We start from the raw sequence: 25,754 nt of genomic DNA, 5'->3' as shown, positions 1-25,754 counted from the left end.
GCTCCCTGCCTGGTCACGGGGACGACTGTGCTGCTGATCAGTGGATGAACAGCTACTGCCCCGTAGCGTATCGGCGCGGATACGGTTCGGCAGTGCGTCGTTTGACACACCTAGGGTGGCTTGCATGACACCCTCGGATGCGTCTCACAGCCGTTGGTCGGACCTGGACCGGCCGCCCCTGAACGTTCCCGCGCTGCGGCGCGGTCTGCTCCGGCCGGACGGCCTGTGGAGCGCCCTCGACGTCGTGGACGCCACCGGCTCCACCAACTCCGACCTCGCGGCGCGCGCCACCGGACTCACCGAGGGCACCGTGCTGGTCGCCGAGGAGCAGACCGCCGGGCGCGGACGCCTCGACCGGACCTGGACCGCACCGGCCCGCTCCGGCCTCTTCTTCTCCGTCTACCTGACGCCCGGTGCGGTGCCCGTCCAGCGCTGGGGCTGGCTGCCGCTGCTCACCGGGGTCGCGGTGGCGACGGGCCTGGCGAGGTCCGCGGGCGTCGACACCGCGCTGAAGTGGCCCAACGACCTGCTGGTCACCGTCGGTACCCAGGAGCGCAAGGCCGGCGGCATCCTGGCCGAGCGCGCCGGGGACGGCGTCGTCATCGGCATCGGCCTCAACGTCTCCCTGCGCGAGGACGAGCTCCCCGCCCCCACCGCCGCCTCGCTCGCCCTGGCCGGAGCGGTCTCCACCGACCGCGAGACGCTGCTCAGGGGCGTGCTGCGGTCGCTGGAGCAGTGGTACGGGAAGTGGCGCGCGGCGGACGGGGACGCGGCCGCGAGCGGCCTCCAGGAGGCGTACGCGGCCGGCTGCGCGACGCTCGGGCGCACGGTGCGCGCCCAGCTGCCGGGCGACCGCACGCTCACCGGGGAGGCGGTGGCGATCGACGGGGACGGGCGCCTCGTCCTGTCGGCCGGCGACGGCCTCCAGGAGCCGGTCTCGGCGGGCGACATCGTGCACCTGAGGGGCGCCGCGGGCGGTCTGACCTGAGCGGCGCGTCCCAGGTCGGGGCGGACTGAGGACGTGAGGTAGGGCACACCTGCCGTATCGTTGAGGCGATCCACCGACAGATCGGCAGGGCAGTGCGCAGGGAACGGGCAGGAGGCGGCTGGTGACCGTCGACGACACGACGTCCGGCGATGGCTCGGAGCCCTCGTCGGACCAATCGGTCCACGCGACACCCCATCACGAAGTCGACCACACGGCAGAGCCGACCGACGATCCCCTCGCGATCAGGCTGGAAGCGCTGATCCTGGGCGCCGACCGGCGCTACACCCCGTTCCAGGCCGCCCGGACCGCGGGCGTCTCGATGGACCTGGCGTCACGGTTCTGGCGGGCCATGGGCTTCGCGGACATCGGCCAGGCCAAGGCGCTGACCGAGGCGGACGTGCTGGCGCTGCGGCGGCTCTCCGGTCTGGTCGAGGCCGGGCTGCTGAGCGAGCCGATGGCGATCCAGGTGGCCCGGTCCACCGGGCAGACCACCGCCCGGCTGGCGGAGTGGCAGATCGACTCCTTCCTGGAGGGCCTGACCGAGCCGCCGGAACCCGGCATGACCCGTACCGAGGTCACCTACCCGCTGGTCGAGCTGCTCCTGCCGGAGCTGGAGGAGTTCCTCGTCTACGTGTGGCGGCGCCAGCTCGCCGCCGCCACCGGCCGGGTCGTGCAGGCGGCGGACGACGACGAGATGGTCGACCGCCGGCTGGCCGTCGGCTTCGCGGACCTGGTCGGCTTCACCCGGCTCACCCGCCGCCTGGAGGAGGAGGAGCTCGGCGAACTCGTCGAGGCCTTCGAGACCACCTGCGCCGACCTGGTCGCCGCCCACGGCGGCCGGCTCATCAAGACCCTCGGCGACGAGGTCCTCTTCGCCGCCGACGACGCGGGCACCGCGGCCGAGATCGCGCTGCGCCTGATCGAGGCGATGACGCTGGACGAGCAGATGCCCGCGCTGCGCGTCGGTATCGCGTTCGGCACGGTCACCACCCGGATGGGCGATGTGTTCGGCACCACCGTGAACCTCGCCAGCCGGCTCACCTCGATAGCGCCGAAGGACGCCGTCCTGGTGGACGGGGCGTTCGCGGAGGAGCTGACCCGTACCGGCGACGCCCCCGCCTCAGAGGCGCGGGCCGCGGAGGAGGCCTCTGCCGCCGCCGAGCGCGCGGACGGCGAGGAGCCGAGGCCGGTGCCCAAGTACCGCTACGGGCTCCAGCCGATGTGGCAGCGCCCGGTGCGCGGCCTCGGCGTCGTCGAACCGTGGCTGCTGGCCCGTCGCGGCGGCTCCTGACCCGTTCCGGACCCCCTTTCGCGGCAGAGCTCCAGGGCCTGTCGTCAGACTGCCGTCTGCCGCGCGACGCCATGCACGCACTCTCGCCGCACCGGCCCCAGACCCCGGTACGTCCAGTACAGGGGCCTGGGGTCGGCACGCCGAGAAATGGGGTCTCCCCTGCTCGAACGAAGCCGAGAGCTTGGGGAAGCGCCTGACGCCGCCCGGCCGCCCTTCGGGCAACGACGGCAGTTTGAAGACAGGCCCTAGGATCCCTCCGGTAACGCTCGTTAACCGAACAGGGGTGCAGCCATGACCGTCACGTCCGAGCAGCGGTTCGGGGAGTTCGTCGTCGTACGGGGTCACGAGGGTCTGGAACACGTCGCCGAGCTGGTCCTCGACCGGCCCAGGGCCATGAACGCGGTGTCCACGGACATGGCGCGCTCGATCGCCGCCGCCTGCGCCGCGCTCGCCGCGGACCCGGACGTACGGGTCACCGTCCTCACCTCCAGCCATGAGCGGGCGTTCTGTGTGGGGGCGGACCTGAAGGAGCGGAACTCCTTCACCGACGCGGACCTGGTGCGGCAGCGGCCCACCGCCCGCGCCGCCTACACCGGCGTACTCGAACTGCCGATGCCGACGATCGCCGCGGTGCACGGATTCGCGCTCGGCGGCGGCTTCGAGCTGGCGCTGTCCTGCGATCTGATCGTGGCCGACGCCACCGCGCTGGTGGGCCTGCCCGAGGTCTCCGTCGGGGTCATCCCGGGCGGCGGCGGCACCCAGCTGCTGCCGCGCCGGATCGGGGCGGCGCGGGCGGCCGAGCTGATCTTCACCGCCCGCCGGGTGGCGGCGGCGGAGGCCCGGGAGCTGGGGCTGGTCGACGAGCTGGTGGCGGCGGGCGAGGACCGGTCCGAGGCGCTGGCGCTGGCCGGGCGGATCGCGGGGAACTCCCCGGTGGGCCTGCGGGCGGCCAAGCGGGCGCTGCGGCTCGGGCACGGGCTCGACCTGCGGGCCGGGCTGGAGGTGGAGGACTCCGCGTGGCGCTCCGTGGCCTTCTCCGGCGACCGTGCGGAGGGGGTCGCCGCGTTCAACGAGAAGCGGAAGCCGAACTGGCCCGGGGAGTGACCGCGCACTACGGGCGCGATTGGTGACTCTCCGGAGTTTCCACATGACGCATATACCGCGTATCAACTTAAACTGGGGCAATGGGTGATGATGCGCGGCTACGGGCCGTGGTTTCGCTTGCACAGGCGATGGCGGCGGCACACACCCCGCGGGGGTGCTGGCGGGCGGCCGCGCTGGGGGCGTGCGAGGCGCTGGGCGGCAGCTTCGCCGCGCTGTCGGTCTGGGAGCGAGGACGCGGGCGGCTGCGGGTCCTGGTGAACGCGGGCGACCGGGCCGAGGGGGAGGAGGAGTTCCCCGACGAGGAGACGTACCCGGTGCACCAGTTCCCGGAGATCACCGAGTTCCTCCACGAGCGGTGGGCCGGGGGCGGCGAGCCGGACGCCTGGGTGGAGACGGCCGAGGGGCCGGTGGAGCCGGGGCCCGCGGACGGTGGCCGGGAGGCCGGGGCGGCGGGTGCGCACGGTTACCGGCAGGGCTACTGCCATCAGCGGGTGGCGGCCCTGCGCCGGCGCGGGCGGGGCTGCTGTGTGGTGGCGCCGATCGTGCTGCACGGCCGGGCCTGGGGCGAGCTGTATGTGGCGCGGCCGGTGGGGGAGCCGGTGTTCGGGCGGGCGGACGCGGACTTCGCCACCGTGCTGGCTGCCGTCGTGGCCGCCGGGATCTCCCAGACGGAGCGCCTGGAGGAGGTCCGCAAGCTGGCCTTCACCGACCCGCTGACCGGCCTCGCCAACCGGCGGGCCGTCGACATGCGCCTCGACGAGGCGGTGGAGCGGCACCGGGCGGACGGGGCGGTGGTCAGCCTGGCCGTCTGCGATCTCAACGGGCTGAAGACGGTCAACGACACCCATGGCCACGCGGTCGGAGACCGTCTGCTGGAACGTTTCGGCTCGGTGCTGTCCCGGTGCGGCGCGATGCTGCCGGGGGCGCTGTCCGCCCGGCTCGGCGGGGACGAGTTCTGTCTGCTGGCGGTGGGGCCGGGCGCGGACGAGGTGGTCGCGGTGGCCACCGAGCTGTGCGAGCGGGCGGCCGAGCTGGAGTTCGGCAACGGGGTCGCCTGCGGGATCGCCTCCACCGGCGACCCGATCGGCCCGGTGGTCTCGGCGCGGCGGCTGTTCCGGCTCGCGGACGCGGCCCAGTACCGGGCGAAGGCGGCCCGCTCGCTGCGGCCCGTGGTGGCGGGGCGCGACGGTGAGGTGATCCGGCTGGCCGACTCCCCGCCCAAGGCCGCCCATGACCGCCGAAGGTTGCGCGGCAACCGCCCCTCGGCCGAGCCGCCCGATCGGTAAGGGGTCAACCCGGCGACCGCTAGTGACATGAAGAGATTCAATCCGTACGCTTCTGAATATGGATATGCATACAGTCGTGGTGGGGACGTCCGGTACCACCGCCCAGGACGTCATCGCCGTGGCCCGCGGCAACGCCCGCGTCGAGCTCTCCGCCGCCGCGGTGGCCGCACTCGCCGCCGCCCGCGAGGTCATCGACGCGCTCGCCGCGAAGCCCGAGCCGGTCTACGGCGTCTCCACCGGATTCGGGGCGCTGGCCGGCCGCCACATCAGCCCGGAGCTCCGCGCCCAGCTCCAGCGCAACATCGTCCGCTCGCACGCCGCCGGCATGGGCCCCCGGGTCGAGCGCGAGGTCGTCAGGGCGCTGATGTTCCTCCGGCTGAAGACGGTCGCCTCGGGCCACACGGGCGTACGGCCCGAGATCGCGCAGACCATGGCCGACGTCCTGAACGCCGGGATCACACCCGTCGTTCACGAGTACGGTTCGCTCGGCTGTTCCGGCGATCTGGCACCGCTCTCGCACTGCGCGCTGACCCTGATGGGCGAGGGCGAGGCGGAGGGCCCCGACGGCACCGTGCGCCCCGCGGGCGAGCTCCTCGCGGCCCACGGCATCACCCCGGTCGAGCTGCGCGAGAAGGAGGGCCTCGCCCTCCTCAACGGCACCGACGGGATGCTCGGCATGCTCGTCATGGCCATCGCCGACCTCCAGAACCTCTACACCTCGGCCGACATCACCGCGGCCCTCTCTCTGGAGGCCCTGCTCGGCACGGACAAGGTCCTCGCCCCTGAGCTGCACGCCATCCGCCCGCACCCCGGCCAGGGCGCCAGCGCCGACAACATGCTCCGGGTGCTCGCCGGTTCGGGCCTCACCGGTCACCACCAGGACGACGCGCCGCGTGTCCAGGACGCCTACTCGGTGCGCTGCGCCCCGCAGGTCAACGGCGCCGGACGGGACACCCTCGCCCACGCCGTCCTCGTCGCGGACCGCGAGCTGGCCGCCGCCGTGGACAACCCGGTGGTCCTCTCCGACGGCCGGGTCGAGTCCAACGGCAACTTCCACGGCGCGCCGGTCGCGTACGTCCTGGACTTCCTGGCGATCGTCGCCGCCGACCTCGGCTCGATCACCGAGCGCCGCACCGACCGGCTGCTGGACAAGAACCGCTCGCACGGGCTGCCGCCGTTCCTCGCGGACGACGCGGGCGTCGACTCCGGCCTGATGATCGCCCAGTACACCCAGGCGGCCCTGGTCAGCGAGATGAAGCGGCTCGCCGTACCGGCCTCCGCCGACTCGATCCCGTCCTCCGCCATGCAGGAGGACCACGTCTCGATGGGCTGGTCGGCGGCGCGCAAGCTCCGTACCGCCGTGGACAACCTCGCCCGGATCGTCGCCGTCGAGCTGTACGCGGCCACCCGCGCGGTCGAGCTGCGGGCCGCGCAGGGGCTGACCCCGGCGCCCGCCTCGCTGGCGGCCGTCGAGGCGCTCCGCGCGGCCGGTGCCGAGGGCCCGGGTCCCGACCGCTTCCTGTCGCCGGACCTGGCCGCCGCGGACGCCTTCGTGCGCGCGGGCGGGCTCGTCGCGGCGGTGGAGCCGGTGACGGGGAAGCTCGCCTGAGGCCTGCCGGCCGGAACGCCCGCTGCCGCGTGACCGTCAGTGCGCCGGCAGCGGGCCCGTGCGGCGGGCGGAGTAGGTGACGAAGCCCGCGCCGATGCCCAGGAACGCCATGCCCCCGATCAGATACGGGGTCGTGTCGGTCCCCGTACCGGTGTCCGCGAGCCTCGCGCCCTCCGCGTCGGTGGCGCCCATCGCCTCGATGGCGGCCGTCCGGCCCGGCGCGTCCTGGGCGCCGGTGGTCTCGTCCGTCGCGGTGGCCGTCGGAACGAACCAGAGGGCGCACAGCAGCGTTCCCGCGGCAGTGGCGGTCAGGAGCGGGCGGCGGGTGCTGGCCACGGAATCGATCCCCCTTGTGACAGCCGCGAGTTAGGCCTGCGGCCGGTGCTGCGGGCGATGCTAGTGAAAGCAGCGGGTGGTGGGAAAGCCGGGGCGGCCGGGAGCTTACGCTCCGGCGTATGAGCACATCTGAGACGTCACGTTATGTTCGCCTTCGGGTCGAAATGGTGTTGGAGATCACGAACGCCGACGCCCTGAGCGGAACCGCTCTGGAGAGCCTCGCGGCCGAGTACGGCGAGCTCGGCGGCGATTCCGCCGAGGAACGCACGCATGCCGAGACGGCGGTACGGGAAGACGGTGCGGAGGCCCTCGCCTCTCTGATCGATCCGTTCGACCTGGTCAGCGAGGTGCCCGGGGTCGAGCTGACCCAAGCCTCCTGGAGCAGCGAGAGCATCGCCTACGACCCGCAGGACCCGGAGGGATGGGACCTCGACGAAGACGATGACGAGGACGGTGACGAGGAGTACGGGGACGAGGACGGCGAAGACGCCTCCCGCGTCCCGCACAATAGGGAGGAGAACGACGACGACGGCAGTGCGGAGCGGCGGGCGTAAGAGGTGGAGAACCACCGGCCCCGGCCCGTCTCCGGCGGCCCGGGGCCGGTGCGCGTGACAGTCGGCCCACCGGACCGCGAAGCTGCCGCACAACAGGGCCGGACCCCGGCGGCACCTACGTGGTGGAGCACAGAACCACCGCACGGGAACCACTGCGGATACCGATACGCCGACGAGTGGTGTTCCCCACATCCCCCGCGGATGTGGAACGGGTAACCCTTTCAGGGGGTTCTTGGAACATCGACGGGTATCGCCGGTCAACGGCCTGGCTCGGGGTTTTTGGGGATTTCGGCAACGATGGAGAAGCGTGTGATGACGGACAGCAAGCGGCGCAGGGGCCTCATGGCCGCGTCCGCACTGCTCGGCGGCGTGCTGGTGCTCACGGCCTGCAGCGACGACGGCGACAAGGGCGCAAGCCCCGACGGCTCGAAGAAGTCACAGGCGGCCGAGGTCGACAAGGCGGCGGCCGAGGAGACCTCGGAGGCGCAGATAGCGATCTCTCCGAAGAACGGTGCGACCAACGCGAGCATCAACAACGACGCGAAGGTCACCGTCGCCAAGGGCAAGCTGACGGTCGTCACGATGACCACGGCAGCCGGTGCGAGCGTCAAGGGCACCCTCTCCGCCGACGGCACCACCTGGAAGCCGGACGCCCAGCTGGAGCGCTCGACCACGTACAAGATCAACGCCACGGCGAAGGACTCGAAGGGCCGCGAGGCGCACGAGAACTCCTCCTTCACCACCGTGTCGCCCGCCAACAGCTTCATCGGGAACTTCACCCCGGAGGACGGCTCGACCGTCGGCGTCGGCATGCCCGTCTCGATCAACTTCAACAAGGCGATCACGGACAAGAAGGCCGTCCTGGACGGCATCACCGTGACGTCCAGCAGCGGACAGCAGGTCGTCGGCCACTGGTTCAACTCCCAGCGGCTGGACCTGCGCCCCGAGGACTACTGGCAGGGCGGCTCCACCGTCACCCTGAAGCTGGCGCTGGACGGCGTCGAGGGCGCGGACGGCGTCTACGGCGTGCAGCAGAAGACGGTCACCTTCAAGATCGGCCGCAACCAGGTCTCGACCGTGGACGCCAAGACGCACACGATGACCGTCGCCCAGAACGGGAAGACGGTCAAGACCATCCCGATCTCCGCCGGATCGCCCGAGAACCCCACGTACAACGGACAGATGGTGATCTCCGAGAAGTACAAGGAGACCCGGATGGACGGCTCCACGGTCGGCTTCACGGACGACGACGGCAAGGGTGAGTACGACATCAAGGACGTGCCGCACGCCATGCGGCTGTCCACGTCCGGCACCTTCATCCACGGCAACTACTGGGGCAAGGGCATCTTCGGCACCGCCAACACCAGCCACGGCTGCGTCGGGCTCGCCGACGTCAAGGGCGCGGGCGACGCCGGCCAGCCCGCCGCCTGGTTCTACAACAACTCCATGATCGGTGACGTGGTCGTCATCAAGAACTCCCCGGACAAGACCATCCAGCCCGACAACGGCCTCAACGGCTGGAACATGAGCTGGGCCCAGTGGACGGCGGGCTCCACCGCCTGACCGGACGCCCGGCCCGCCCCATCCCCTCGACCGCAGGCGGCGGCACCCCGATCCCCACGGATCACGGGTGCCGCCGCCTGTGGCGTATCCGGAGAGTTCTCATCCGTCTCTCATCGTGGCCTTAACCCACCATCACAACCGCTCCATAACCTCGCGCCATGTTCTTCACCTACCTCCGGCGCGAGCTGCGCCGCCGCAGAAAGGCGGCGCTCGTCGTCGCCTCGGGGCTCGGCCTCGGCATTGCGCTGGTCATCATCGTCAGCTCGGTCTCCTCCGGCATGAGCAAGGCCCAGGACAAGGTCCTGGAATCGCTGTACGGCCTCGGCACCGACATGACCGTCACCAAGGCGGCCGCGGCGCCCGGTTCGGGCACGGAGCGGCCCAGGTTCGAGTTCGACGCCAAGGAGAGCGGCGACGACTCGACGCAGAGCACGGACCGGGTCATGGTCCAGGGCTTCCAGACGCTGGCCGCCACCACGGTGGACAAGGTGGGCAAGCAGGACGGCGTCGCCGACGCCGTCGGCGGACTGAGCATGACCGTCATGAAGGTGGACGGGCAGTTCAAGCGCGGTGAGTTCAAGCAGGACGGCGGCACGTCCCAGGGCGGCGGCCGGGGCGGCTTCGGGGGCGGCGGCCAGCCGCAGGGCGAGGTCAAGGGCGGCGGCGCCTCGTTCGACGTCAACTCCTACACGGTCTACGGCACCGACGTCACCAAGCAGGACCTGGGCCCGCTCACCTCGTCGAAGATCACCGCGGGACGTACGTTCAAGTCCACCGAGACCAACGGCAAGGTGGCCGTCGTCGACGCCGCGTACGCCAAGGAGAAGAAGCTCGCCGTCGGCAGGACGGTGACCGTCCACGGCACGAAGTTCACGATCGTCGGAGTCTCGGCGGCCGACAGCGGCGACGCCGCCGCCAACCTCTACATCCCGCTCCAACAGGCCCAGACCCTGGCCGACGCCAAGGACAAGGTCACCACGGTCTACGTGAAGGCCGCGGACTCGCAGCGGATCGACGGCGTCAAGACCGCCATCCAGAAGAACATCACGGGCACCACCGTCACCACCTCCGCCGATCTCGCGGACACCGTCTCCGGCTCCCTGTCCACCGCCTCCGACCTGGCCTCCAGCGTCGGCAAGTGGCTCTCCATCGCCGTGCTGATCGCGGCGTTCCTGGTGGCCGGACTGCTCACCTCCTCCGCGGTCAGCCGCCGGGTACGGGAGTTCGGCACACTCAAGGCCCTCGGCTGGAAGAGCGGCCGGGTCACCCGCCAGGTGGTCGGCGAGGCCCTCGTCAACGGCCTGATGGGCGGCGTCCTCGGCATCGCGGCCGGCCTGGCCGGCGCGTACGCCGTCACCGCCGTCAGCCCCACCCTCACCGCCCAGCTCGGCGCCTCGGGCGGCTCCGGGGGCGGCGGCTTCCGCGGCGGAATGATGGGCGGCGGCGGACCCGGCCGGCAGAGCGCCGCCAAGTCCCTCGACATCGCGCTGACCGCGCCCGTCTCCCTCTCCATCATCCTGATCGCCGTCGCCCTGGCCGTGGCGGGCGGGCTGATCGCGGGCGCCTTCGGCGGCTGGCGCGCCTCCAGGCTGCGCCCCGCCGACGCCCTGCGTCGCGTCGAATAGTCCGCCCGCCCACCGTCCAGCAGGAGTTGACCCATGTACACCCTCCAAGGCGTCACCAAGCGCTACACGCGCGGCAAGTCCACCGTCCACGCGCTCGCCGGCGTCGACCTGACCATCGAGGACGGCGGCCGCCTGGTCATCCAGGGCCCCACCGGCGGCGGCAAGTCCACGCTGCTCCAGATGCTCGGCGGCCTGGACCGCCCCACGGCCGGCAGCGTCGAACTCGACGGGGTCGACCTCGCGAAGCTCAGCGAGGCCAGACTCACCAAGGTGCGCGCGCAGAACATCGGCTTCGTCTTCCAGAGCTTCAACCTCATCCCGACGCTCACCGCCCAGGAGAACGTCGAGACCGCCCTCGTACCGCTGGGCGGCAAGGCGTCCGAGCGGCGCAGAAGAGCCGCGGAGGCGCTCGACTCGGTCGGCCTGGGCGAGCGCCTCGGCCACCTCCCCGGCGAGATGTCCGGCGGCCAGCAGCAGCGTGTCGCGATAGCCAGGGCCCTGGTCAAGCAGCCGAAGGTGCTGCTCGCGGACGAGCCCACCGGCAACCTCGACGAGTCCATGCGCGACGAGATCATGGAGGTGCTGGAGACCATGTGGAAGGAGCACGGACTCACCTTCATCATGGTCACCCACGACAGCGCGATCGCCCGCCGGGCCCCTCGGCTCGCGACGATCCGCAAGGGCAAGGTCACCATCACGGAGAACGCGGCGGCGTGAACGTCCCGCATACGTAAGGCTGTCGCGGCAGGCGGTGCGGGCTCAGGCAGCCCGCCCGGCGGCGGCCCGGCGGTGTGCGGCCAGATCGCTGCGGCGGACCTGGCGCACGCCGGCCGGGTCCGCGTACGGCTCCGCGTACGGATCGCCCGCCTCACAGCCGCGCGGGGCGGGCCCGTGGCCGTCATCGGTACGGGCGAGACGGGCGCGGAGCCCGTACCAGGGCTGGAGCGGCAGCCAGCACAGGCCGTGCAGCCAGCGCCGCACGAGCTGCCCCGGCCCCGGGCGGCCGCCGTCCGGAAGGCTCACGACCCGGATGCCCATGATCAGTTTCCCGGCCCCGCCTCCGACCAGCGCGGTGAGCACGACCTGGTTGAGGAAGGAGAGGGCGAGCACCGGCCCGAGCAGCAGGGCGACGTCCCCGGTCAGGGGCGCGGTGTCCACGTGCGGCTGGGCCAGTAACCCGGCGGTGACCAGGCAGAGATAGCAGTCGAGGCCCACCGCGAGATAGCGGCGCGTCTCCCCGGCCCGGGGCGGTGTGCGGTACCCGGACAGCGTCTGTCCGGCCAACGGCCGTGACGGGTAAGGCTGGTGGGGAGCCCGCGCCCGGTGGTTCCCCCGTGATGTCTTCATGACGGAATCATGTCTGATCCTCCGTCACCGTGGGTCGGGTCCGCGCAGTGCGCTCCCCTTACCCCGGGGGTAATCGACCCTTGCCGCCGCCCCCGGCAGCATGGTGTGCACCAGCGGACGAAGACCGGAGGACGAGACCATGACCGCGTACGCGATCGCTCACCTGCAGCCCGAGGGCCTCCCCAACGCGGAGGTGATCGACTACATCGACGGAATCCAGTCCACGATGGATCCGCACGGGGGCCGATTCCTGGTGCACGTCACGCCGGTCGAGGTCATGGAGGGCGACTGGCCGGGCGCCGTCGTGGTCCTGGAGTTCCCTACGATCGAGGCCGCCCGCACCTGGTACGCCTCACCCGCCTATCAGGAGCTGGCCCCGCTGCGGACCAGGAACATCCCCGGCGACCTGGTGCTCGTGGACGGCGTCGCACCGGACTACGACCCCAGGGCGACCGCCGCCGCCCTGCGCGCCCGGTCCGTGGTGTAGCAGGCTGCACCACCGGTCCGGGGGCCGGCACCCTCGTGCCGGGGCCCGCCGGACGGAAGCATGGACGACGCGGCCGGACACCGGCGAGGCCGCGTTCCCGCTCCACTCGCTCCCGACCCTCCGGAGGAACCCCGTGAAGCCGTTGCTCTGGACCGTGCTCCTCGTCGCGATCGTCGCGAACGTCTCCCTCAACTTCATGGACGGGCGGGAAGGCCTGCACATCGCCCTGAGCGTCGTCTCGGGCGTGGTCGTCCTGGCGTCGGGCGTGGGCCTGTGGATGCTGCGCACCCGGCGCGAGTACGAGAACTGAGATACGAGCCCTGGGAGCCGCCCGTCCGGACCTCACAGCGGCAGTCGGCGCACTGTGAGGTTCACCACTTCGGGGGGTGTCCGGGCATACCCCCAACCCGGCCGTTCCGCCCGGAACCGGTCCGGGGCAAGGTTTCCGCGCCCGCCCCGTACCGGGCCGGGCGGGATTCACCATGTGGATGGCATGGAGGATTCGGCGGTCCCACTGGGAGACTCGGTGGGCCACAACGGTCCCGTACGTCGCAGTCGTGAGCGCGTGGTACGCGCGCTATCCGGGCGACGCCCTCAATGGGGAGGGGGGCCGGGCGCCCTCCGGGACGGGGGCGCCTTCGCGATGAGCCGACCCATGGAAGGTCTTGATCAGATGACGGCCACCCCTGACTCCGCAATCCCGCACGCCGCCGAGAACCGCGTCATCGAGCCGCTGTACGCGGAGATCCTCCGCCGCAACCAGGGCGAGAAGGAGTTCCACCAGGCGGTACGGGAGGTGCTCGAAACGCTCGGTCCGGTGCTGGCCCAGCGGCCGGAGTTCGTGGACGCCCGGATCATCGAGCGCATAACGGAGCCGGAGCGCCAGCTCATCTTCCGGGTGCCGTGGTCGGACGACTCGGGCGACATCCACGTCAACCGGGGCTTCCGGGTCGAGTTCTCCAGCTCGCTCGGTCCGTACAAGGGCGGACTGCGCTTCCACCCCTCGGTCAACCTCGGCATCGTGAAGTTCCTCGGCTTCGAGCAGATCTTCAAGAACGCCCTCACCGGCATGCCCATCGGCGGCGGCAAGGGCGGTTCCGACTTCGACCCGAAGGGCCGCTCGGACGCCGAGATCATGCGGTTCTGCCAGTCGTTCATGACCGAACTCCACCGCCACCTGGGCGAGTACACCGACGTCCCGGCCGGGGACATCGGGGTGGGCGGCCGCGAGATCGGCTTCCTCTTCGGCCAGTACAAGCGGATCACCAACCGCTTCGAGTCCGGTGTCCTCACCGGAAAGGGCCTCGGCTGGGGCGGCGCCCTGGTGCGTACGGAGGCGACCGGCTACGGCTGCGTCCTGTTCACCGCCGAGATGCTCCGCAGCCGGGGCGAGTCCCTCGACGGCCAGCGCATCGCCGTCTCCGGCTCGGGCAACGTCGCGATCTACGCGATCGAGAAGGCCCAGCAGCTCGGCGCCACCGTAATCACCTGCTCCGACTCCGACGGCTACGTCGTGGACGAGAAGGGCATCGACCTCGCCCTCCTCAAGGAGATCAAGGAGGCCGGCCGAGGCCGCGTCGCCGAGTACGCGGAACGCCGCGCCGAGGCCGTGTTCGTCCCCGGCACCGGCGTCTGGAACGTCCCCTGCGATGTGGCGCTGCCCTGCGCCACGCAGAACGAACTCCACGAGGCCGACGCGCTGACCCTCGTACGCAACGGCGTGAAGGCCGTCGCGGAGGGCGCCAACATGCCCACCACCCCCGAGGCTGTCCGCGTCCTCCAGGAGGCGGGCGTGGCCTTCGCCCCCGGCAAGGCGGCCAACGCGGGCGGCGTCGCCACCAGCGCCCTGGAGATGCAGCAGAACGCCTCACGCGACTCCTGGACCTTCTCCCACACGGAGGAGCGCCTCGCGGAGATCATGCGTCACATCCACGACTCCTGCTACACCACGGCGGAGCGCTACGGCCGCCCCGGCAACTACGTCGTGGGCGCCAACATCGCCGGCTTCGAACTGGTCGCGGACGCGATGCTGGCGCAGGGCCTGATCTGATCCGAACGTGATGAGGGGCCCGTCCCGGCCGGGACGGGCCCCTCATCACGTATCAGCCCGTGGCGGGTGGCCTCCTGCGAAAGGTCTCCGCCAGGCGGGTGTTCACCACCATCTCGGGACCCAGGACTATGCCGGCCACGGTGTGCCCCATCGAGCACAGGGCGACAGCGCCGCCGCCGAGCACCAGGGTCTTGAAGGCCAGCACACCGCCGGACACCGCGGCGCCCGGGTGCCCCACCCGGTACAGCCCTGAGGCGCCGCCCCCGAGCACCACGGCCTTCACCACGAGCACACCCGTCAGCGGCAGCCGGATCCGGGCGCGAGGGGCGGCGAACGCGCCCCACAGGGCGATACCGGCCGGAGCCACCCCGCTGGTGGTGCAAGTGGCCCGCAGGGAAACTCCGTTGCGGGCGATCCGCGTCGGAAGTCTGATGGACCGGCCACCGATCAGGGGAAAGGAACCATGAGCCCGCCGCTGTCCACTCCCTCGTTGCACACCGTTCGCCTTCGGCTGCGTCCCTTCGAGGACGCGGACGCGCCCGGCCTCTTCGCGCTCCAGAGCAACGCCCACGTGCTGCGCTACTGGGACGCGCCGCCATGGATCGAACGCGCGCGAGCCGAGAAGTTCAGCACGGCTTGCCGGCAGATGGCACAGGAAGGCACCGGAGCGCGGCTGGCGGTAGATCGTGTCTCCGACAGGGCGTTCGTCGGCTGGTGCAGCCTGAGCAGCTGGAATCCGGAGTACCGCAGCGCGTCGCTCGGCTACTGCTTCGACGACGCGGCGTGGGGCCATGGCTACGCGCCGAGGCCGCCCACGCCGTGGTGAGGTGGGCATTCGACACCCTGGACCTCAACCGCGTCCAAGCCGAGGCCGATACGCGCAACACGGCTTCCGCCCGCGTGCTGGAGAAGCTCGGCTTCGTACGGGAAGGGACGTTGCGGGAGGACTGCGTCGTCAACGGCGAGGTCTCCGACTCGTGGGTCTACGGGCTGATCAGACGCGACTGGCAGCCGCCGCCCGCGCTCCGGAAGGTCGTAGCCGTGAGCGCGGGCCCAGGTGCGGACGTCCTGGGTCTGGGGAGCGGGATTCGGCTCGGTGGCGGGGTGTTGCGGCTGCGCGGCCGCCGGTTGGTGGGTGGCGGGCGTGGTCGGTGTGAAGACGGGGCCGTGGTCGAGGAGGTCTTCGGGGAACTTGGGGTTGGCGGCTCGGCCGCTGAGCACGGTGGTGAGGAAGTCGGTGAGGTTGCCGTCGTGGATGTACCACCGCGTGTCGCGGGCTTCGCTGACGGCCACGTGCCAGGTGTCCGGAGCGTCGGTGGGGTCGGTGATCCAGAAGAGGTATTCGCCATTGTCGGTGACTCCGATGGCGAACAGGTCCTGCGGGTCACAGGGCACGGATGGGTCGCCCTGGGATCGTGTCTGTTCGAGCTGGGTACGGATGGTGGCGGGCATCGGACCGGTGAGGCTGACCCATTCTGTTGCCCCGGCGGGGTGGTAGAGGTGGAGGTAGCCGCAGAAGGTTCCTGGCCCGTAGCTGTCGGCGATCTCTTTGTAGTCGGCGGGCAGGCCTACTCCGAGAATGCCCTCCACTTCCGGTCAGTTGCTGGGGGGCGGTGTGGTGGAGGGCGGCGGGGAGAGATGGGTGAGGTTCCGGATGAGGGCCATGGGGCTAGGTTCTGTCTCTTTCGTCAGTATCGGGTCCAGACGAGGAAGCCCGCGCCGGTAGACGCCGAGACGCTCAGCCAAGCCTCGTCCGACTCACAGCGATCCGAAGACGAAACTCTGATCACCATCGAGTCCAGCATGATTCCGCTCCTCAAGGAGGCCATTCGTGTCGCAGAGTCTGACTGACTTCTCCGAGCTCATCAGGTCGGTCCAGGAGGCGGCCGTACATTTGGAGATGCGAGACGGGTACGGCATCGACAACGAGGTCAAGGGCTTCGCTGAGTGGAAGCAGGGGCACCGACTGAACCCGGACGATCGGGCGTCTTGGTGGCGGCCCTGGCTCGACCTCGTACAGGAGGTCACCGCCAAGGGTGTGCTGATCCGCAGGGCCCGGGTGGTCTCGGAGCCCGTAAGCGACTACATCGCGTTTGAGCACTCCTTCACCTTCACCAACGCGGCGGCAGGTGAACAAGTCCGCTGGCTCCCCCGCAGGCAAGCATCTGACCTTGCCCCCCAGGGAATGACTTCTGGCTGTTCGACGGGAAGCTGGTCCAGTTCAACATCTTCGATGGGGTCGGCCGGTGGGTCCACACCGATCAGACCGGCGACCCCGCCGTAGCCGCCCACTGCGGGGCGGCCTTCGAAGCAGTGTGGGAACGTGGTGTCCCGCACGAGAAGTACACCGCCTGAATCACCAGCCGATCAGCTCATGCCTTCCTCCCCGCGCTCCACAGCCTCAACGACACGTTGCCCTGGCAGCGCCTCCCGAGCGCGGAGGCTGGGAACGCTGGGACCGCACCCAGGAATGGGGGCACGGCCCACCGGAGACGTTCATGATCGGCCACGGAGTCACGGGCCTGGGGGCTGGGGCAGGTCAGGCACAGCGCACGTGGCCCGCCACCGTCTTAGCCGCTCGGGCAGTCCGGGCCGGTGACTCACACCCACGGGTCTATGCGACTTCGTGACTGAACGACGGCCGCGCTCGTCCCTCGGGCATGACGGTCCGTAGTTTGCTGACCACACAGACCAGAGGGGGTCTCAGTGGACGAACTGCGGATGATTGCCGGCGGGCCGTGCAGGAGCGGCGACGACGACAAATGCGGGAACGGCGACTGCCCGACCGTGTACGTCACTCCGGAGCCGGGCATGTTGGCCATCCAGGGCTACGACGTGGTCCACCCGACGCGGGATGGCGAGTCGGTCGTACTGATCCCGGAAGACATCCTCAAGGAGGCCGCACGTGTCCGTGGATGGCTCTAGCCCCGTACTGCTGGACGGGGACGAGTGGCAGGCCTACTTCCGCGACTTCGAGCGCTCCGCGTTCCGGCTGGAGGTCCACCAGACCTACACCATGCCTGCCGAGGCCGAGACGGTCCGTAGCTTCCTCGCCGGTGGGTCGATGCCTGAGGGTTTCAACGCGCCTTGGCATCAGATGATCCGGAACCACACGGCGGCCGGGCGGACGATGACCCGAGCCAAGATCGTGCGCCGCCCGCTCACGCCGTACAGCCGGTACCTGTTCGAGTGGTGCGTTCCCGGAAACGTCGCAGCTGGGGAGAACTACCAAATAGTTGATTTGACGGACCGACCGAATCCAGGGCTGCCGGAGCAGGATTTCTGGCTGTTCGACGAATCAACCGTGGTGCACCTCAACTACCGCCCAAACGGAACGCAGATCAATCGGGAACTGATCCAAGACCCTGACATCGACAAGTATCTCGCGTGGCGGGATCTCGCGCTAGAAGGTGCCACACCGTTCAGTGCCTATCGAACCTGAAGAACAAGCGCGGGAACGGAAGGATTTGGCGGAGGCTCTTCGGGGTCTCCGCCGCGCTTCCGGTCTCAGCGGCGAACGTCTGGCGCTGCGCTGCAACATGAGCCAAACAAAGATCAGTCGAATCGAGACCGGTCGCGCATTGCCAACGGTCCTTGAGGTCGAGCGCATCCTTAAAGCCCTCGCCGTGCCTGACGAGGTGACCGGCGAACTCCTTCGACTGGCGCGCCGAGCCAACGTGGACTACGCATCCTGGCGCACCTACGCTCGCGTCGGCCTGTATCACAAGCAAGCCGAGCTGAGAGCCCGTGAGTCTTCTTCGCGGGTCATGCGGCATTTCCTCCCCGCCATCCCCACCGGCCTGCTGCACGTGCGCGAGTACGCCACCGAGACCCTTTCGCCCACGGTGGCCAGCGACCCGACCAGGGACGTTGCGCGCGCCGTGCAGGCCCGCATGGACCGCCAGGCCATCCTGAACGACCCGTCGCGCTCGTTCTGGTTCTTGATGACCGAGCAAGCCGTCAAGTGGCAACGGGCGAGTGTCGAAGCCATGGCGGCCCAGTGCTCACACATGGCCGAGATCAATAAGAAACCCAACGTTGAAATTGGGATAGTTTCGCAGGGGCTGCATGTTCCCGGCACCCCCATGAACATCTTCGTGGTCTACGACGACCGCTTGGTAACCGTCGAACTGTTCTCCGGTGAAGTTGCATTGCGTGATCCTCGGGACATAACCCAGCACCTTGGTTTGTTCGAACTGTTCTGGTCACACGCGCTGACTGGCGACGATGCGTCCGCCTTCCTGAAACAGGCAGCCGACTGTTTTATGCATCAATGTAACTAGCGCCCCACAAGGGCTCTTTGAGAAGCCATAGTGGACCCATGGAGAGTGAACAAAAAAATTCGGGTCCTGTAGGTACTCCCGCTGAAGGGACATGCCTGGCGGAGTTGTCGTGGGAACCTTCAGCCATTCCCGGCTGTCCGACTTGCCTTTCCCATTCAGTCGCCAGGAAGGAAGCTCGTTCCGCGCGTGATTACAGGGCCGGTGGGATTCGGTGGCGGCGTGGCGTCTACCGGTCATGCTGTGATCCTCTCAGAACGCCCGACCAGGACGCCGTTCCCGAACACGGCGCTCGCACGGACCGGGGGCACCAGGTGGGCTCCGGTGATCGCGCGCCCAACGTGCCTGGGCGGATTCGACGAGCTTGGACACCATCGTGAGGGCTGCGGCCGGGCTGCCGGCGCCGCGAGTGACCTTGGTGCGGACCACGTCGTCTCTGCGGTGCAGGCCGGAGACGCGGCCCTGGCGTGTCGCCTACCTCGGCCGTCGGCTTGTCGGGTTGAGGTACTGGCTCCGCTACGTCCGACCGACCCATCGGCCGCACGCCGATCTGCTCGCACCCCGGCGAAGTCCCCGATCAGCAGGAAGGTGCCCGCCGGCCAAAGCAGGCAGGCGGGCACCCGGTGGCTGATCAGCTCCGAACGAGGAGCCAGGAGCTATCCAGCACTCCCAAGAGATGCGCTCCATCCCCCACGCGAGAAGTGGCACACCCCGTCCTTCGAGACGCGGACTTGCGCGCCGAGGAGAGGCAATGAGCCTTCGACGTTGAGGCGGTTGCGGATACGTTCCAAGGCGGTCCACAGCTTCTGCGGCCCGCTCTGGTGCACCTCTGGCGGATCGGTCCACTCGGCGGATGCTCGTGCCCACGATCCGTCAGGATGGACGAGGCAGGCAACCCGGGTCTGGTCGTCGAGCTCTTCGTAGACGACTTCCACACCGGGAACGGTGAGCTCCAGCATGGATCGCAGCTCCCAGGCGTTCGCCACGTCCACTACCGGGTAGCGGCCCGTACTGACCTGTTCCCCCTCCGTGCTCCACGCGTCCGCGAAGAGTTCGACGTGCTCCGGTGGGTAATCGTCCCCGGAGCGGGTGACCATGAACCCCGCCATGTCACCTTCCACTCGCCCCACCACCTCACCGTTGGCGTGCTTCCACCCGGTGACGATCAGGCATGTTCGCCTGAGTGTCGTGGCGATGCGTCCACCAGGTGCCAGCGCGGCCAGTACCGGCCGTAGACCCGTACCGGCGGGCAGGCCGACCGTGGACACGATGCGGTCGTACGAACCAGGCACGTGATCCGTTGCGTCGGCAGTGACGAAGTGGGGGTGAATACCGAGCCCGGCCAGCCGTTCACGGGCTGCACCGGTCAGGTGGGAATCCACGTCCAGGCTGGTCACGTGCTGGTCCCCGATGCGCCGGGCCGCGTAGGCGGTGAGCCCGCCACTTCCGGTGCCCAGGTCCAGGACGGACAGCCCGTCCCCCAACCGCCCATGGCGGAGCATGCGCACCACGAGACTCGGCATCGTGGCCGACGATGTGGGGCGGCCGTGCGCCCGATCCCCGATCTGAGCGTGGTCGGCGTGCAGGGCGCCCACCTTGGTGACCAACGACCGGTCCGAGTAGGCCGCCCGCATCCACCCCTCAGGATCACTGGAACCTTCGCGCAGCACCCAGTTCGAGCCGTCCCCCTCCCCGTCCCTCTCCCACCATCGAGGGACCAGTTGATGACGAGGCACGCTCGCCACCATCGCCAGCCACCGCGAATCGGGGTCCGCCACCTTGTCCGCGAGCCGCCCCGCAGGTCCGTGCCAATCCATGCCGGCCAGCCTCTCAGTACTTGGGTCCGCATGCGGTTGTGGTCGCCGGGCTGCAATCGCCGCTGTCATCCGGCGGGCAGGCATTCCGGGCAGGCAGCGGAATCCGCGCAGCGAGGTCCGCCCAAGCCTCTCCGCCGAGCAGTTCGCCCAACCGGGTCTCGCGTACGTTTCCCACGGGGAAGTCCCGCGCGAGCACACACCCCGCGAGATCACCGTTGGGAAGGACGGCAGCGCGCCCGCGCGTGCACCTTCCACACATCTCGTCCAGCGTCGGTGACTGCCCCGGCAGCAGCGCCCGTCCGACCGCCCGCGCTCTGTCCATGGTGATCCGGGTCACGCCCATGGATTGCAGTTCGGCGCGAGCCTCAGCGACACGTTGTCCCGGCAGGGTCTCCACGATTCCGGCCCGGATCGGTACGCCCCTCTTCAGGGCCTCCAGGATGTTGTGCCGGGTCCGGTCGTAGCTTCCGTTCCGGCCGGTGATCTTGTCGTGCTCGGCGGGAACGTCGCTGTAGTAGCTGGTCCCGAGCGTGACCGCCGGATGCGTGAACAGCTCCCACCACTGGTCGTGGACCGTGTACAGGTTGCTGTACACCTCCACGTGCCGTCCGAGCGAAAGCGCGTACTCCGTGAGAGCCCGCCAGCGCGGGTGGACGGTCGGCTCACCGCCGATGATCTGAATCGTACGGATGCCCAGGGTGGCAGCGTCGGAGATGACCGTCCGCCAGTCGTCGAGGGTCATGACGCCGTGCGTTGCCTGCGGACTCGACTCGGACAGGCAGTGCGTGCAGGACAGTTGGCACGTCCCGGTGATCTCCAGTTCAAGGGACTGGATGCTGCCAATCGGTTGGGTAGGTCGTTCGATGAACGTGGTCATGCTGCGTTCCTCTCTGTGGAGTGGTGCACCGCATTCACTGACCCGTCAGGCGAAACCGAACGGGAGCTTGAGGGGTGGCCCCGCCCGCCGTGTCGCACGGCACGACGGGAGGGGCCACGGACTGAACTCTTGCGCCAGCAAGCAGATTTGCTAGCCGCGCCGCTGGTAGGCGACGTGCCGGGCCAATGCGTCGAGCTGTCGGCAGTGGTAGGCGGTGCCCGGCAGGAGGAACCTCAGCTCCGTCTCCCAGGGCCGACCTCCGGGCCGTACGACGCGCACGCGGGTGCCTGTCGCGCTGATCACCATGCAGGGCATGCCCTTCGCCCGCTCGTACACGACCTGCCCTGGCCTCAGGCCAAGCGGTCCGAAGGACGGCATCCGGCGGGGAGCCTCAGTAGAGGCGGACGGAGGGGGGAGCGGCCGTGAGTTGCGCTGGCCGGATGCCACGAGCCGAACTCTTGGCGTTGGGGTGTTCATCGCAACCCCCGGAACGAGGAGCGGAGTTGGTTCGATTCTCGGATTTGTGAGCGGAGATCCGCCAGGAGGGGGCTGTCAGGCCCGAGAGAAGGACGGGCGGGACGCGCTTCGTCGATGTCGGGCGGAGTGCGGCGATCCGGGCAGATCGGTGCGCCGCATTCACAGGGAGGGAAGTGGAGAGGCGACCTCCCCAACGGGTAGTCCGCCCCGTGGAACAGTGCGGAGTCCATCACCGCATCACCGCCCCGTGAATGGCGCGGGGCCGGGATCGCCCCCGTGGAGCACCAGCCAGCGCGCGGCTTCCTCGCGGCGCATTCGGATCTCCGCGCGTTCCCAACGGTCGTACGCGGCCTGTGAGTACGGGCCGTTGGGCGGACGTGGGGCCATGCCCTTCGGCATCGCGGAGCGGCACACCAGGAGGCGGCGGGGGCCGATTCTCGCGGGCAGGCAGTTCGCCCGAGGGGTCAACAGCTCGGCCGGCAACTCCCGGCGACGTAAGCCGAGAAGTAGGCACACCGGTTTGAGTAACCGGGCAATATGGTTATGCATGCGGACGCTCCTTCGAAGCGTTGGCCACGCCCCGGGACGGCTACCACCGTCGCCGGGGCTTTGTGTTGCGTCCGGGCGTACCGGACACAGGCATGTCGCTCACGCCAGGCATCGGGTGATGATTGCCACACTCAGTGTGACCATAGTCCGATGCATCGGCAAGACCCTCATTCATGTTGGCAATATTGACACTTGGAGGGAGTGGGGGGATCGGCCCCGTGTGCGAGCATGTAGCACTGCCGGAGAAGGATCAGAGGGGTGGTACGGCATGACCGCGCCCACCGTGCGACGTCGTCGACTTGGATCAGGTCTACGCCGATTGCGCGAACAAGCTGCGCTCACGCTGGATGAAGCCGAGACCAGGTCCGGGCTCAGTGCGTCCAAGATTTCGCGCTTGGAAAGCGCCACGAGAGGTGCACGTCCAACGGACGTTGAACTGCTCATGAGCGTTTACGGGGTCGAGGACGAAGACGTCAAGTCTTTCCTTCTCACCCTGGCGCGCGATGGTGGCAAGCGTGGTTGGTGGCAGACGTACGATCTCGCCCCGGTATACGCAGACCTCATCAGCCTGGAGTCCGACGCGGCGTCCATGAACGCGTACGAACCGTTGCTCATTCCTGGCTTGCTACAAACCGCCGCGTACGCCCGCGCGGCGATCACTGCCATCAGCATGTCCGCGACGCCAGACGAGATCCACCCACTTGTTGAGGTACGGATCGCGCGGCAGGCAGTACTCAGCCGACCCAGGCCCTTGACGTTTCGAGCCATCATTCATGAGGCGGCCCTCACCGCGCGGGTCCCGGGCGCTGGGGTCATGCGCGATCAACTGCAACGTCTCCTGGACGTAGCCGAGTATCCGCACGTCAGAATTCAGGTGCTGCCAATGGAAGCTGAGTTGCATCCTGGGACAACGGGAGGCTTCACCATCCTGGGCTTCGGCCAACGGGCGCTGGACGTCACCTTGCTCGAACACCTCGATAGCAGCCTCTATATCGAGGAGGAGGCGGACGTTGCTCGGTACTCCGAAGCGTACGAACGGTTGACCGCAGCCGCGCTGCCGTTCAACAAGTCGATGTCCCTCATCGCCAGCAAGAAGAAAGAGCATCAGTGAACACTTTGCCCCCTGGCCTCCAGGTTGTGACCGCCGACTGGTGGAAGTCGAGTTACAGCGGAGCCAACAGCAACTGCGTAGAGACCGCCCGCTTCGATGACGGGATCGGCGTCCGAGACAGCAAGGACGCGGCTGGTCCGGTCCTCAGCTTCGGTACTCGTGCTTGGGACGACTTCATCGGCGGCGCGAAGGCGTCTATCTGAACTGTGCGAGAGGTACCCCAGCCATCGGTGCTGGAACCTGTGAGCCACCAGACGAGCGACAAGCCCCGGCTGATCTCCGCCGGGGCTTGGTTGTGCGAGGCCATATCGCCTCGCGCAAGGGCAAGGCTCGTCACTCTCCGGCCGGTGCCACTCCGATCGGGCACGAGACGCCCGTCCCGCCGATTCCGCAGTAGCCCGCCGGGTTCTTGTCCAGGTACTGCTGGTGCGCGGCCTCCGCCGGCCAGAAGGGGCGGCCCTCCGAGGGCAGGATCTCCGTGGTGATCTCGCCGTGGCCGGAGCCCGTGAGGACCTTCTGGTAGGCCTCGCGGGACGCCGCCACGGCCGCTGCCTGGGCGGGGGAGTGGGTGTAGACGGCGGAGCGGTACTGGGTGCCCACGTCGTTGCCCTGGCGGAAGCCCTGGGTGGGGTCGTGGGACTCCCAGAAGACCTTCAGGAGCTGCTCGTACGTGACGACGCGCGGGTCGTACACGACGCGGACGGCCTCCGTGTGGCCGGTCAGGCCGGAGCAGACCTCCTCGTACGCGGGGTTCTCCGTGTAGCCGCCCTGGTAGCCGACGAGCGTCGTCCAGACGCCGTCCGTCTGCCAGAACTTGCGCTCGGCGCCCCAGAAGCAGCCCATCGCGAAGTCCGCGACCTCCAGTCCGTCCGGGTACGGGCCCAGCAGGGCGTTGCCCAGGACCGTGTGGCGGGACGGGACGGTGAATTCGGGGGTGGGGCGGCCGCGCAGTGCCTCCTGCGGAGTGGGGAGCTGCGGGGTACGGCGGTGCAGGAACATGCGGGGGGCTCCTCGTGGGTCGGCGTGCTGTCCGTACAACGCACCGGGACCGCCGTGGATTCCGCCGCCGGTTCCGAGGAAGGTTCCGCCGCCCGGTCAGCGGCGGGGCGTGCCGTTGTCCGACTCGGCGTCCTCGACGTAGGCGGCGGTCCGCTTGCGGGCCTTGAACCAGAAGTAGAGGCCGAGGCCGATCAGGATCAGGGGTATCAGTCGGGCCATGAGGTGTACCGGTCCCATCAGTCAGTCGGTCGCCGTGTCGGTGCCTACCGTCGCACACCCCCGGCGCCGGGCGCTCTACCTCGGCAGCGTCGCAGGGCTGCCGCCGTTCGCCTCGTAGCCGGCCACCGCCAGCGCGCGGTACACGGTGTACTCGGCGGCCGGGTCCGAGCTCTCCGACCACGGCAGCGCGCCCACGTGCCCGTCGATGTGGACGAACTGGTCCATCGCCTCCGACCAGCGCTCCATCCGGACCAGGAACAGCACCAGGAGGTGGCGGACGTGGGCGAGCATCGGGTCGTCCGCGCGGGCCGCGTGCACCGCGAACAGGGCGCCCTCGACCGCCTTGGTCACCGACTGGCTCTGATAGAAGCTCCGCACCATGTTGACCTCGGGCAGGTGCTCGTACAGTGCGAAGAGCGGCAGCGCGGCCAGCAGCGAACCCTGCGGGGCGCGGGCGGCCGCCGCGGTGGCGAAGCGGTCGGCCTCCTCGCGGGAGCCGTGCCACTTCTCGCACCAGAAGTGCAGCGCCGCGATGTGCGCGCCCATGTGCGCGGGCGCCCGGTCGATGATCTTCGCCCAGAGCTGGTCGAACTCCTCGTGGGAGTAGCCGAGCCCCCGCGCCGCCGCCAGCTCCACCAGGTACGGCACCGGGTCGCCCGGAGCCAGCAGGGCCGCCTCGCCGACGACCGTACGGGCCTCCTCCAGGATGATCCGGAAGTCGTCCGTACCCACGGTGGACGAACGCCAGGCCTGCTGGACCAGGAACTCCGCGTGTACCGCCGCGCCGCCCGCGTCCTTCGGGGACTCGGCCCGCCACTTGCGCAGCCACGCCCCGCCGACGCCCGGCCGCTGCGCCAGCTCCAGCGATGCGGCGCCGGCGAACGCCTGCACCCGCTGCCACCGCACCTCGCCCTCCTTCGGCGTCCCGGACAGCAGCTGCGACGCGGCCCGCCACTCCTGGGTGCCCTGGACGACATCGAGGACGTCCAGGAGGTCCTGGTCGGGTCCCGGCATCCGGATGTCCAGCTCCTCCTGGCGCGCGAAGCCGTAGGTGTCCGGGTCGGCGGCGTCCGGGGAATCCGGCGCCACCTGCCGGATACCGCCGCGGCGCCGCAGCACGTACGGGCCGGCGACGGCGGCGAGCAGGCACAGCGCGAGCAGGAACCAGAGAATCTCCATACACCC

General features: G+C 69.6%; 26 protein-coding genes and 3 pseudogenes. 20 read left to right on the top strand and 9 right to left on the bottom strand.

Annotated features, from left to right (window positions below):
- Positions 1-124 precede the first annotated feature (124 nt).
- The 5 genes from RLT59_RS13135 to hutH all read left to right on the top strand — a co-directional run bounded on the left by RLT59_RS13135 (position 125) and on the right by hutH (position 6,278).
- Complete coding sequence (locus RLT59_RS13135; RefSeq protein ID WP_311303577.1) at positions 125-988, top strand: biotin--[acetyl-CoA-carboxylase] ligase; 864 nt, start codon at positions 125-127, stop codon at positions 986-988.
- A 121-nt stretch (positions 989-1,109) separates the two neighbouring features.
- Entirely contained in the window at positions 1,110-2,279 is a 1,170-nt protein-coding gene (locus tag RLT59_RS13130) for an adenylate/guanylate cyclase domain-containing protein (protein ID WP_311303576.1), read from the top strand.
- Positions 2,280-2,570: 291 nt separating this feature from the next.
- A complete protein-coding gene (locus RLT59_RS13125; protein ID WP_311303575.1) occupies positions 2,571-3,383 on the top strand; it encodes an enoyl-CoA hydratase/isomerase family protein in 813 nt (270 codons plus the stop codon).
- 128 nt (positions 3,384-3,511) lie between these two features.
- Positions 3,512-4,669, top strand: coding sequence for a GGDEF domain-containing protein (locus tag RLT59_RS13120; RefSeq protein WP_399126890.1), 1,158 nt, complete (start codon positions 3,512-3,514; stop codon positions 4,667-4,669).
- Between the two features lie 58 nt (positions 4,670-4,727).
- Positions 4,728-6,278 (top strand): histidine ammonia-lyase, encoded by a 1,551-nt coding sequence (gene hutH / locus RLT59_RS13115; RefSeq protein ID WP_311303573.1) that lies wholly within the window; start codon positions 4,728-4,730, stop codon positions 6,276-6,278.
- Positions 6,279-6,314: 36 nt separating this feature from the next.
- On the opposite strand, the gene RLT59_RS13110 is transcribed toward hutH, so the two are convergent.
- A complete protein-coding gene (locus RLT59_RS13110; RefSeq protein ID WP_311303572.1) occupies positions 6,315-6,614 on the bottom strand; it encodes an LPXTG cell wall anchor domain-containing protein in 300 nt (99 codons plus the stop codon).
- Between the two features lie 119 nt (positions 6,615-6,733).
- On the opposite strand from RLT59_RS13110, the gene RLT59_RS13105 reads away from it, so the two are divergent.
- The 4 genes from RLT59_RS13105 to RLT59_RS13090 all read left to right on the top strand — a co-directional run bounded on the left by RLT59_RS13105 (position 6,734) and on the right by RLT59_RS13090 (position 11,073).
- Positions 6,734-7,168 (top strand): hypothetical protein, encoded by a 435-nt coding sequence (locus RLT59_RS13105; RefSeq protein WP_311303571.1) that lies wholly within the window; start codon positions 6,734-6,736, stop codon positions 7,166-7,168.
- Positions 7,169-7,465: 297 nt separating this feature from the next.
- Positions 7,466-8,731 (top strand): L,D-transpeptidase, encoded by a 1,266-nt coding sequence (locus RLT59_RS13100; protein WP_311303570.1) that lies wholly within the window; start codon positions 7,466-7,468, stop codon positions 8,729-8,731.
- Between the two features lie 158 nt (positions 8,732-8,889).
- The gene (locus RLT59_RS13095; RefSeq protein ID WP_311303569.1) at positions 8,890-10,356 is read left to right on the top strand and encodes an ABC transporter permease; all 1,467 of its coding nucleotides are present in this window, start codon (positions 8,890-8,892) and stop codon (positions 10,354-10,356) included.
- A gap of 33 nt (positions 10,357-10,389) precedes the next feature.
- Positions 10,390-11,073 (top strand): ABC transporter ATP-binding protein, encoded by a 684-nt coding sequence (locus RLT59_RS13090; protein ID WP_073732467.1) that lies wholly within the window; start codon positions 10,390-10,392, stop codon positions 11,071-11,073.
- 42 nt (positions 11,074-11,115) lie between these two features.
- On the opposite strand, the gene RLT59_RS13085 is transcribed toward RLT59_RS13090, so the two are convergent.
- On the bottom strand, positions 11,116-11,703 hold the full coding sequence (locus RLT59_RS13085) for an RDD family protein (protein ID WP_311303568.1): 588 nt from the start codon (positions 11,701-11,703) through the stop codon (positions 11,116-11,118).
- A 139-nt stretch (positions 11,704-11,842) separates the two neighbouring features.
- Between RLT59_RS13085 and RLT59_RS13080 the strand changes: the two genes are divergently transcribed.
- The 3 genes from RLT59_RS13080 to gdhA all read left to right on the top strand — a co-directional run bounded on the left by RLT59_RS13080 (position 11,843) and on the right by gdhA (position 14,240).
- Positions 11,843-12,190 carry a DUF1330 domain-containing protein gene (locus RLT59_RS13080; RefSeq protein ID WP_311303567.1) on the top strand — a complete coding sequence of 116 codons (348 nt, stop codon included), beginning with the start codon at positions 11,843-11,845 and terminating at the stop codon, positions 12,188-12,190.
- Positions 12,191-12,323: 133 nt separating this feature from the next.
- The gene (locus RLT59_RS13075) at positions 12,324-12,500 is read left to right on the top strand and encodes a hypothetical protein (RefSeq protein WP_311303566.1); all 177 of its coding nucleotides are present in this window, start codon (positions 12,324-12,326) and stop codon (positions 12,498-12,500) included.
- Between the two features lie 363 nt (positions 12,501-12,863).
- Positions 12,864-14,240, top strand: coding sequence for an NADP-specific glutamate dehydrogenase (gene gdhA / locus RLT59_RS13070; RefSeq protein ID WP_311303565.1), 1,377 nt, complete (start codon positions 12,864-12,866; stop codon positions 14,238-14,240).
- A 52-nt stretch (positions 14,241-14,292) separates the two neighbouring features.
- On the opposite strand, the gene RLT59_RS13065 is transcribed toward gdhA, so the two are convergent.
- Positions 14,293-14,607, bottom strand: a complete 315-nt coding sequence (locus RLT59_RS13065) for a YrdB family protein (RefSeq protein ID WP_399125338.1) — start codon at positions 14,605-14,607, stop codon at positions 14,293-14,295.
- A gap of 96 nt (positions 14,608-14,703) precedes the next feature.
- Between RLT59_RS13065 and RLT59_RS13060 the strand changes: the two are divergent.
- The 6 genes and pseudogenes from RLT59_RS13060 to RLT59_RS13035 form a co-directional block, all read left to right on the top strand.
- A pseudogene (locus RLT59_RS13060) lies at positions 14,704-15,254 on the top strand (GNAT family N-acetyltransferase); the annotation flags it as partial.
- Positions 15,255-16,071: 817 nt separating this feature from the next.
- Positions 16,072-16,595, top strand: a pseudogene (locus RLT59_RS13055) (DUF6879 family protein).
- A 351-nt stretch (positions 16,596-16,946) separates the two neighbouring features.
- Positions 16,947-17,165 carry a hypothetical protein gene (locus RLT59_RS13050; protein WP_311303564.1) on the top strand — a complete coding sequence of 73 codons (219 nt, stop codon included), beginning with the start codon at positions 16,947-16,949 and terminating at the stop codon, positions 17,163-17,165.
- Positions 17,146-17,682, top strand: a complete 537-nt coding sequence (locus RLT59_RS13045) for a DUF6879 family protein (protein ID WP_311303563.1) — start codon at positions 17,146-17,148, stop codon at positions 17,680-17,682. The genes RLT59_RS13050 and RLT59_RS13045 overlap by 20 nt, the downstream gene beginning before the upstream one ends.
- Entirely contained in the window at positions 17,666-18,523 is an 858-nt protein-coding gene (locus RLT59_RS13040; RefSeq protein ID WP_311303562.1) for a helix-turn-helix domain-containing protein, read from the top strand. Before RLT59_RS13045 ends, RLT59_RS13040 begins: the two co-directional genes overlap by 17 nt.
- A 426-nt stretch (positions 18,524-18,949) precedes the next feature.
- A pseudogene (locus RLT59_RS13035) lies at positions 18,950-19,073 on the top strand (GNAT family N-acetyltransferase); the annotation flags it as partial.
- Between the two features lie 103 nt (positions 19,074-19,176).
- Here the strand turns inward: RLT59_RS13035 and RLT59_RS13030 are convergent.
- From RLT59_RS13030 to RLT59_RS13020, 3 genes are all read right to left on the bottom strand, one after another.
- Positions 19,177-20,337 (bottom strand): methyltransferase domain-containing protein, encoded by a 1,161-nt coding sequence (locus RLT59_RS13030; protein ID WP_311303561.1) that lies wholly within the window; start codon positions 20,335-20,337, stop codon positions 19,177-19,179.
- 13 nt (positions 20,338-20,350) lie between these two features.
- Positions 20,351-21,214, bottom strand: a complete 864-nt coding sequence (locus RLT59_RS13025) for a radical SAM/SPASM domain-containing protein (protein WP_311303560.1) — start codon at positions 21,212-21,214, stop codon at positions 20,351-20,353.
- Positions 21,215-21,364: 150 nt separating this feature from the next.
- Positions 21,365-21,550 (bottom strand): hypothetical protein, encoded by a 186-nt coding sequence (locus tag RLT59_RS13020; protein ID WP_143195090.1) that lies wholly within the window; start codon positions 21,548-21,550, stop codon positions 21,365-21,367.
- A 958-nt stretch (positions 21,551-22,508) separates the two neighbouring features.
- On the opposite strand from RLT59_RS13020, the gene RLT59_RS13015 reads away from it, so the two are divergent.
- Positions 22,509-23,351: a helix-turn-helix domain-containing protein gene (locus RLT59_RS13015; protein WP_311303559.1), complete on the top strand. Its 843-nt coding sequence runs from the start codon at positions 22,509-22,511 to the stop codon at positions 23,349-23,351.
- Entirely contained in the window at positions 23,348-23,554 is a 207-nt protein-coding gene (locus RLT59_RS13010) for a DUF397 domain-containing protein (RefSeq protein WP_311303558.1), read from the top strand. Before RLT59_RS13015 ends, RLT59_RS13010 begins: the two co-directional genes overlap by 4 nt.
- Before the next feature lie 130 nt (positions 23,555-23,684).
- Here the strand turns inward: RLT59_RS13010 and msrA are convergent, their stop codons facing one another.
- The 3 genes from msrA to RLT59_RS12995 all read right to left on the bottom strand — a co-directional run bounded on the left by msrA (position 23,685) and on the right by RLT59_RS12995 (position 25,748).
- Entirely contained in the window at positions 23,685-24,350 is a 666-nt protein-coding gene (gene msrA, locus RLT59_RS13005) for a peptide-methionine (S)-S-oxide reductase MsrA (RefSeq protein ID WP_311303557.1), read from the bottom strand.
- Between the two features lie 96 nt (positions 24,351-24,446).
- The gene (locus RLT59_RS13000; RefSeq protein ID WP_280118752.1) at positions 24,447-24,569 is read right to left on the bottom strand and encodes a hypothetical protein; all 123 of its coding nucleotides are present in this window, start codon (positions 24,567-24,569) and stop codon (positions 24,447-24,449) included.
- 75 nt (positions 24,570-24,644) lie between these two features.
- Positions 24,645-25,748: a hypothetical protein gene (locus RLT59_RS12995; protein WP_311303556.1), complete on the bottom strand. Its 1,104-nt coding sequence runs from the start codon at positions 25,746-25,748 to the stop codon at positions 24,645-24,647.
- Positions 25,749-25,754 lie beyond the last annotated feature (6 nt).

Origin of the sequence: Streptomyces sp. ITFR-6, assembly GCF_031844725.1 — a bacterium.
Classification (GTDB): Bacteria; Actinomycetota; Actinomycetes; order Streptomycetales; family Streptomycetaceae; genus Streptomyces.
The sequence above is the reverse complement of the archived record's forward strand: the minus strand, read 5'-3'. Positions and strand labels throughout refer to the sequence as shown.

Excerpts from the sequence above, each read along its gene's own strand:
- RLT59_RS13135 (WP_311303577.1), top strand. The coding sequence starts at position 125 with ATGACACCCTCGGATGCGTCTCACAGCCGTTGGTCGGACCTGGACCGG.
- RLT59_RS13125 (WP_311303575.1), top strand. The coding sequence starts at position 2,571 with ATGACCGTCACGTCCGAGCAGCGGTTCGGGGAGTTCGTCGTCGTACGG.
- RLT59_RS13120 (WP_399126890.1), top strand. The coding sequence starts at position 3,512 with ATGGCGGCGGCACACACCCCGCGGGGGTGCTGGCGGGCGGCCGCGCTG.
- hutH (WP_311303573.1), top strand. The coding sequence starts at position 4,728 with ATGGATATGCATACAGTCGTGGTGGGGACGTCCGGTACCACCGCCCAG.
- RLT59_RS13105 (WP_311303571.1), top strand. The coding sequence starts at position 6,734 with ATGAGCACATCTGAGACGTCACGTTATGTTCGCCTTCGGGTCGAAATG.
- RLT59_RS13100 (WP_311303570.1), top strand. The coding sequence starts at position 7,466 with ATGGAGAAGCGTGTGATGACGGACAGCAAGCGGCGCAGGGGCCTCATG.
- RLT59_RS13095 (WP_311303569.1), top strand. The coding sequence starts at position 8,890 with ATGTTCTTCACCTACCTCCGGCGCGAGCTGCGCCGCCGCAGAAAGGCG.
- RLT59_RS13090 (WP_073732467.1), top strand. The coding sequence starts at position 10,390 with ATGTACACCCTCCAAGGCGTCACCAAGCGCTACACGCGCGGCAAGTCC.
- RLT59_RS13085 (WP_311303568.1), bottom strand. The coding sequence starts at position 11,703 with ATGAAGACATCACGGGGGAACCACCGGGCGCGGGCTCCCCACCAGCCT.
- RLT59_RS13080 (WP_311303567.1), top strand. The coding sequence starts at position 11,843 with ATGACCGCGTACGCGATCGCTCACCTGCAGCCCGAGGGCCTCCCCAAC.
- gdhA (WP_311303565.1), top strand. The coding sequence starts at position 12,864 with ATGACGGCCACCCCTGACTCCGCAATCCCGCACGCCGCCGAGAACCGC.
- RLT59_RS13030 (WP_311303561.1), bottom strand. The coding sequence starts at position 20,337 with ATGGATTGGCACGGACCTGCGGGGCGGCTCGCGGACAAGGTGGCGGAC.
- RLT59_RS13025 (WP_311303560.1), bottom strand. The coding sequence starts at position 21,214 with ATGACCACGTTCATCGAACGACCTACCCAACCGATTGGCAGCATCCAG.
- RLT59_RS13015 (WP_311303559.1), top strand. The coding sequence starts at position 22,509 with ATGACCGCGCCCACCGTGCGACGTCGTCGACTTGGATCAGGTCTACGC.
- msrA (WP_311303557.1), bottom strand. The coding sequence starts at position 24,350 with ATGTTCCTGCACCGCCGTACCCCGCAGCTCCCCACTCCGCAGGAGGCA.
- RLT59_RS13000 (WP_280118752.1), bottom strand. The coding sequence starts at position 24,569 with ATGGCCCGACTGATACCCCTGATCCTGATCGGCCTCGGCCTCTACTTC.
- RLT59_RS12995 (WP_311303556.1), bottom strand. The coding sequence starts at position 25,748 with ATGGAGATTCTCTGGTTCCTGCTCGCGCTGTGCCTGCTCGCCGCCGTC.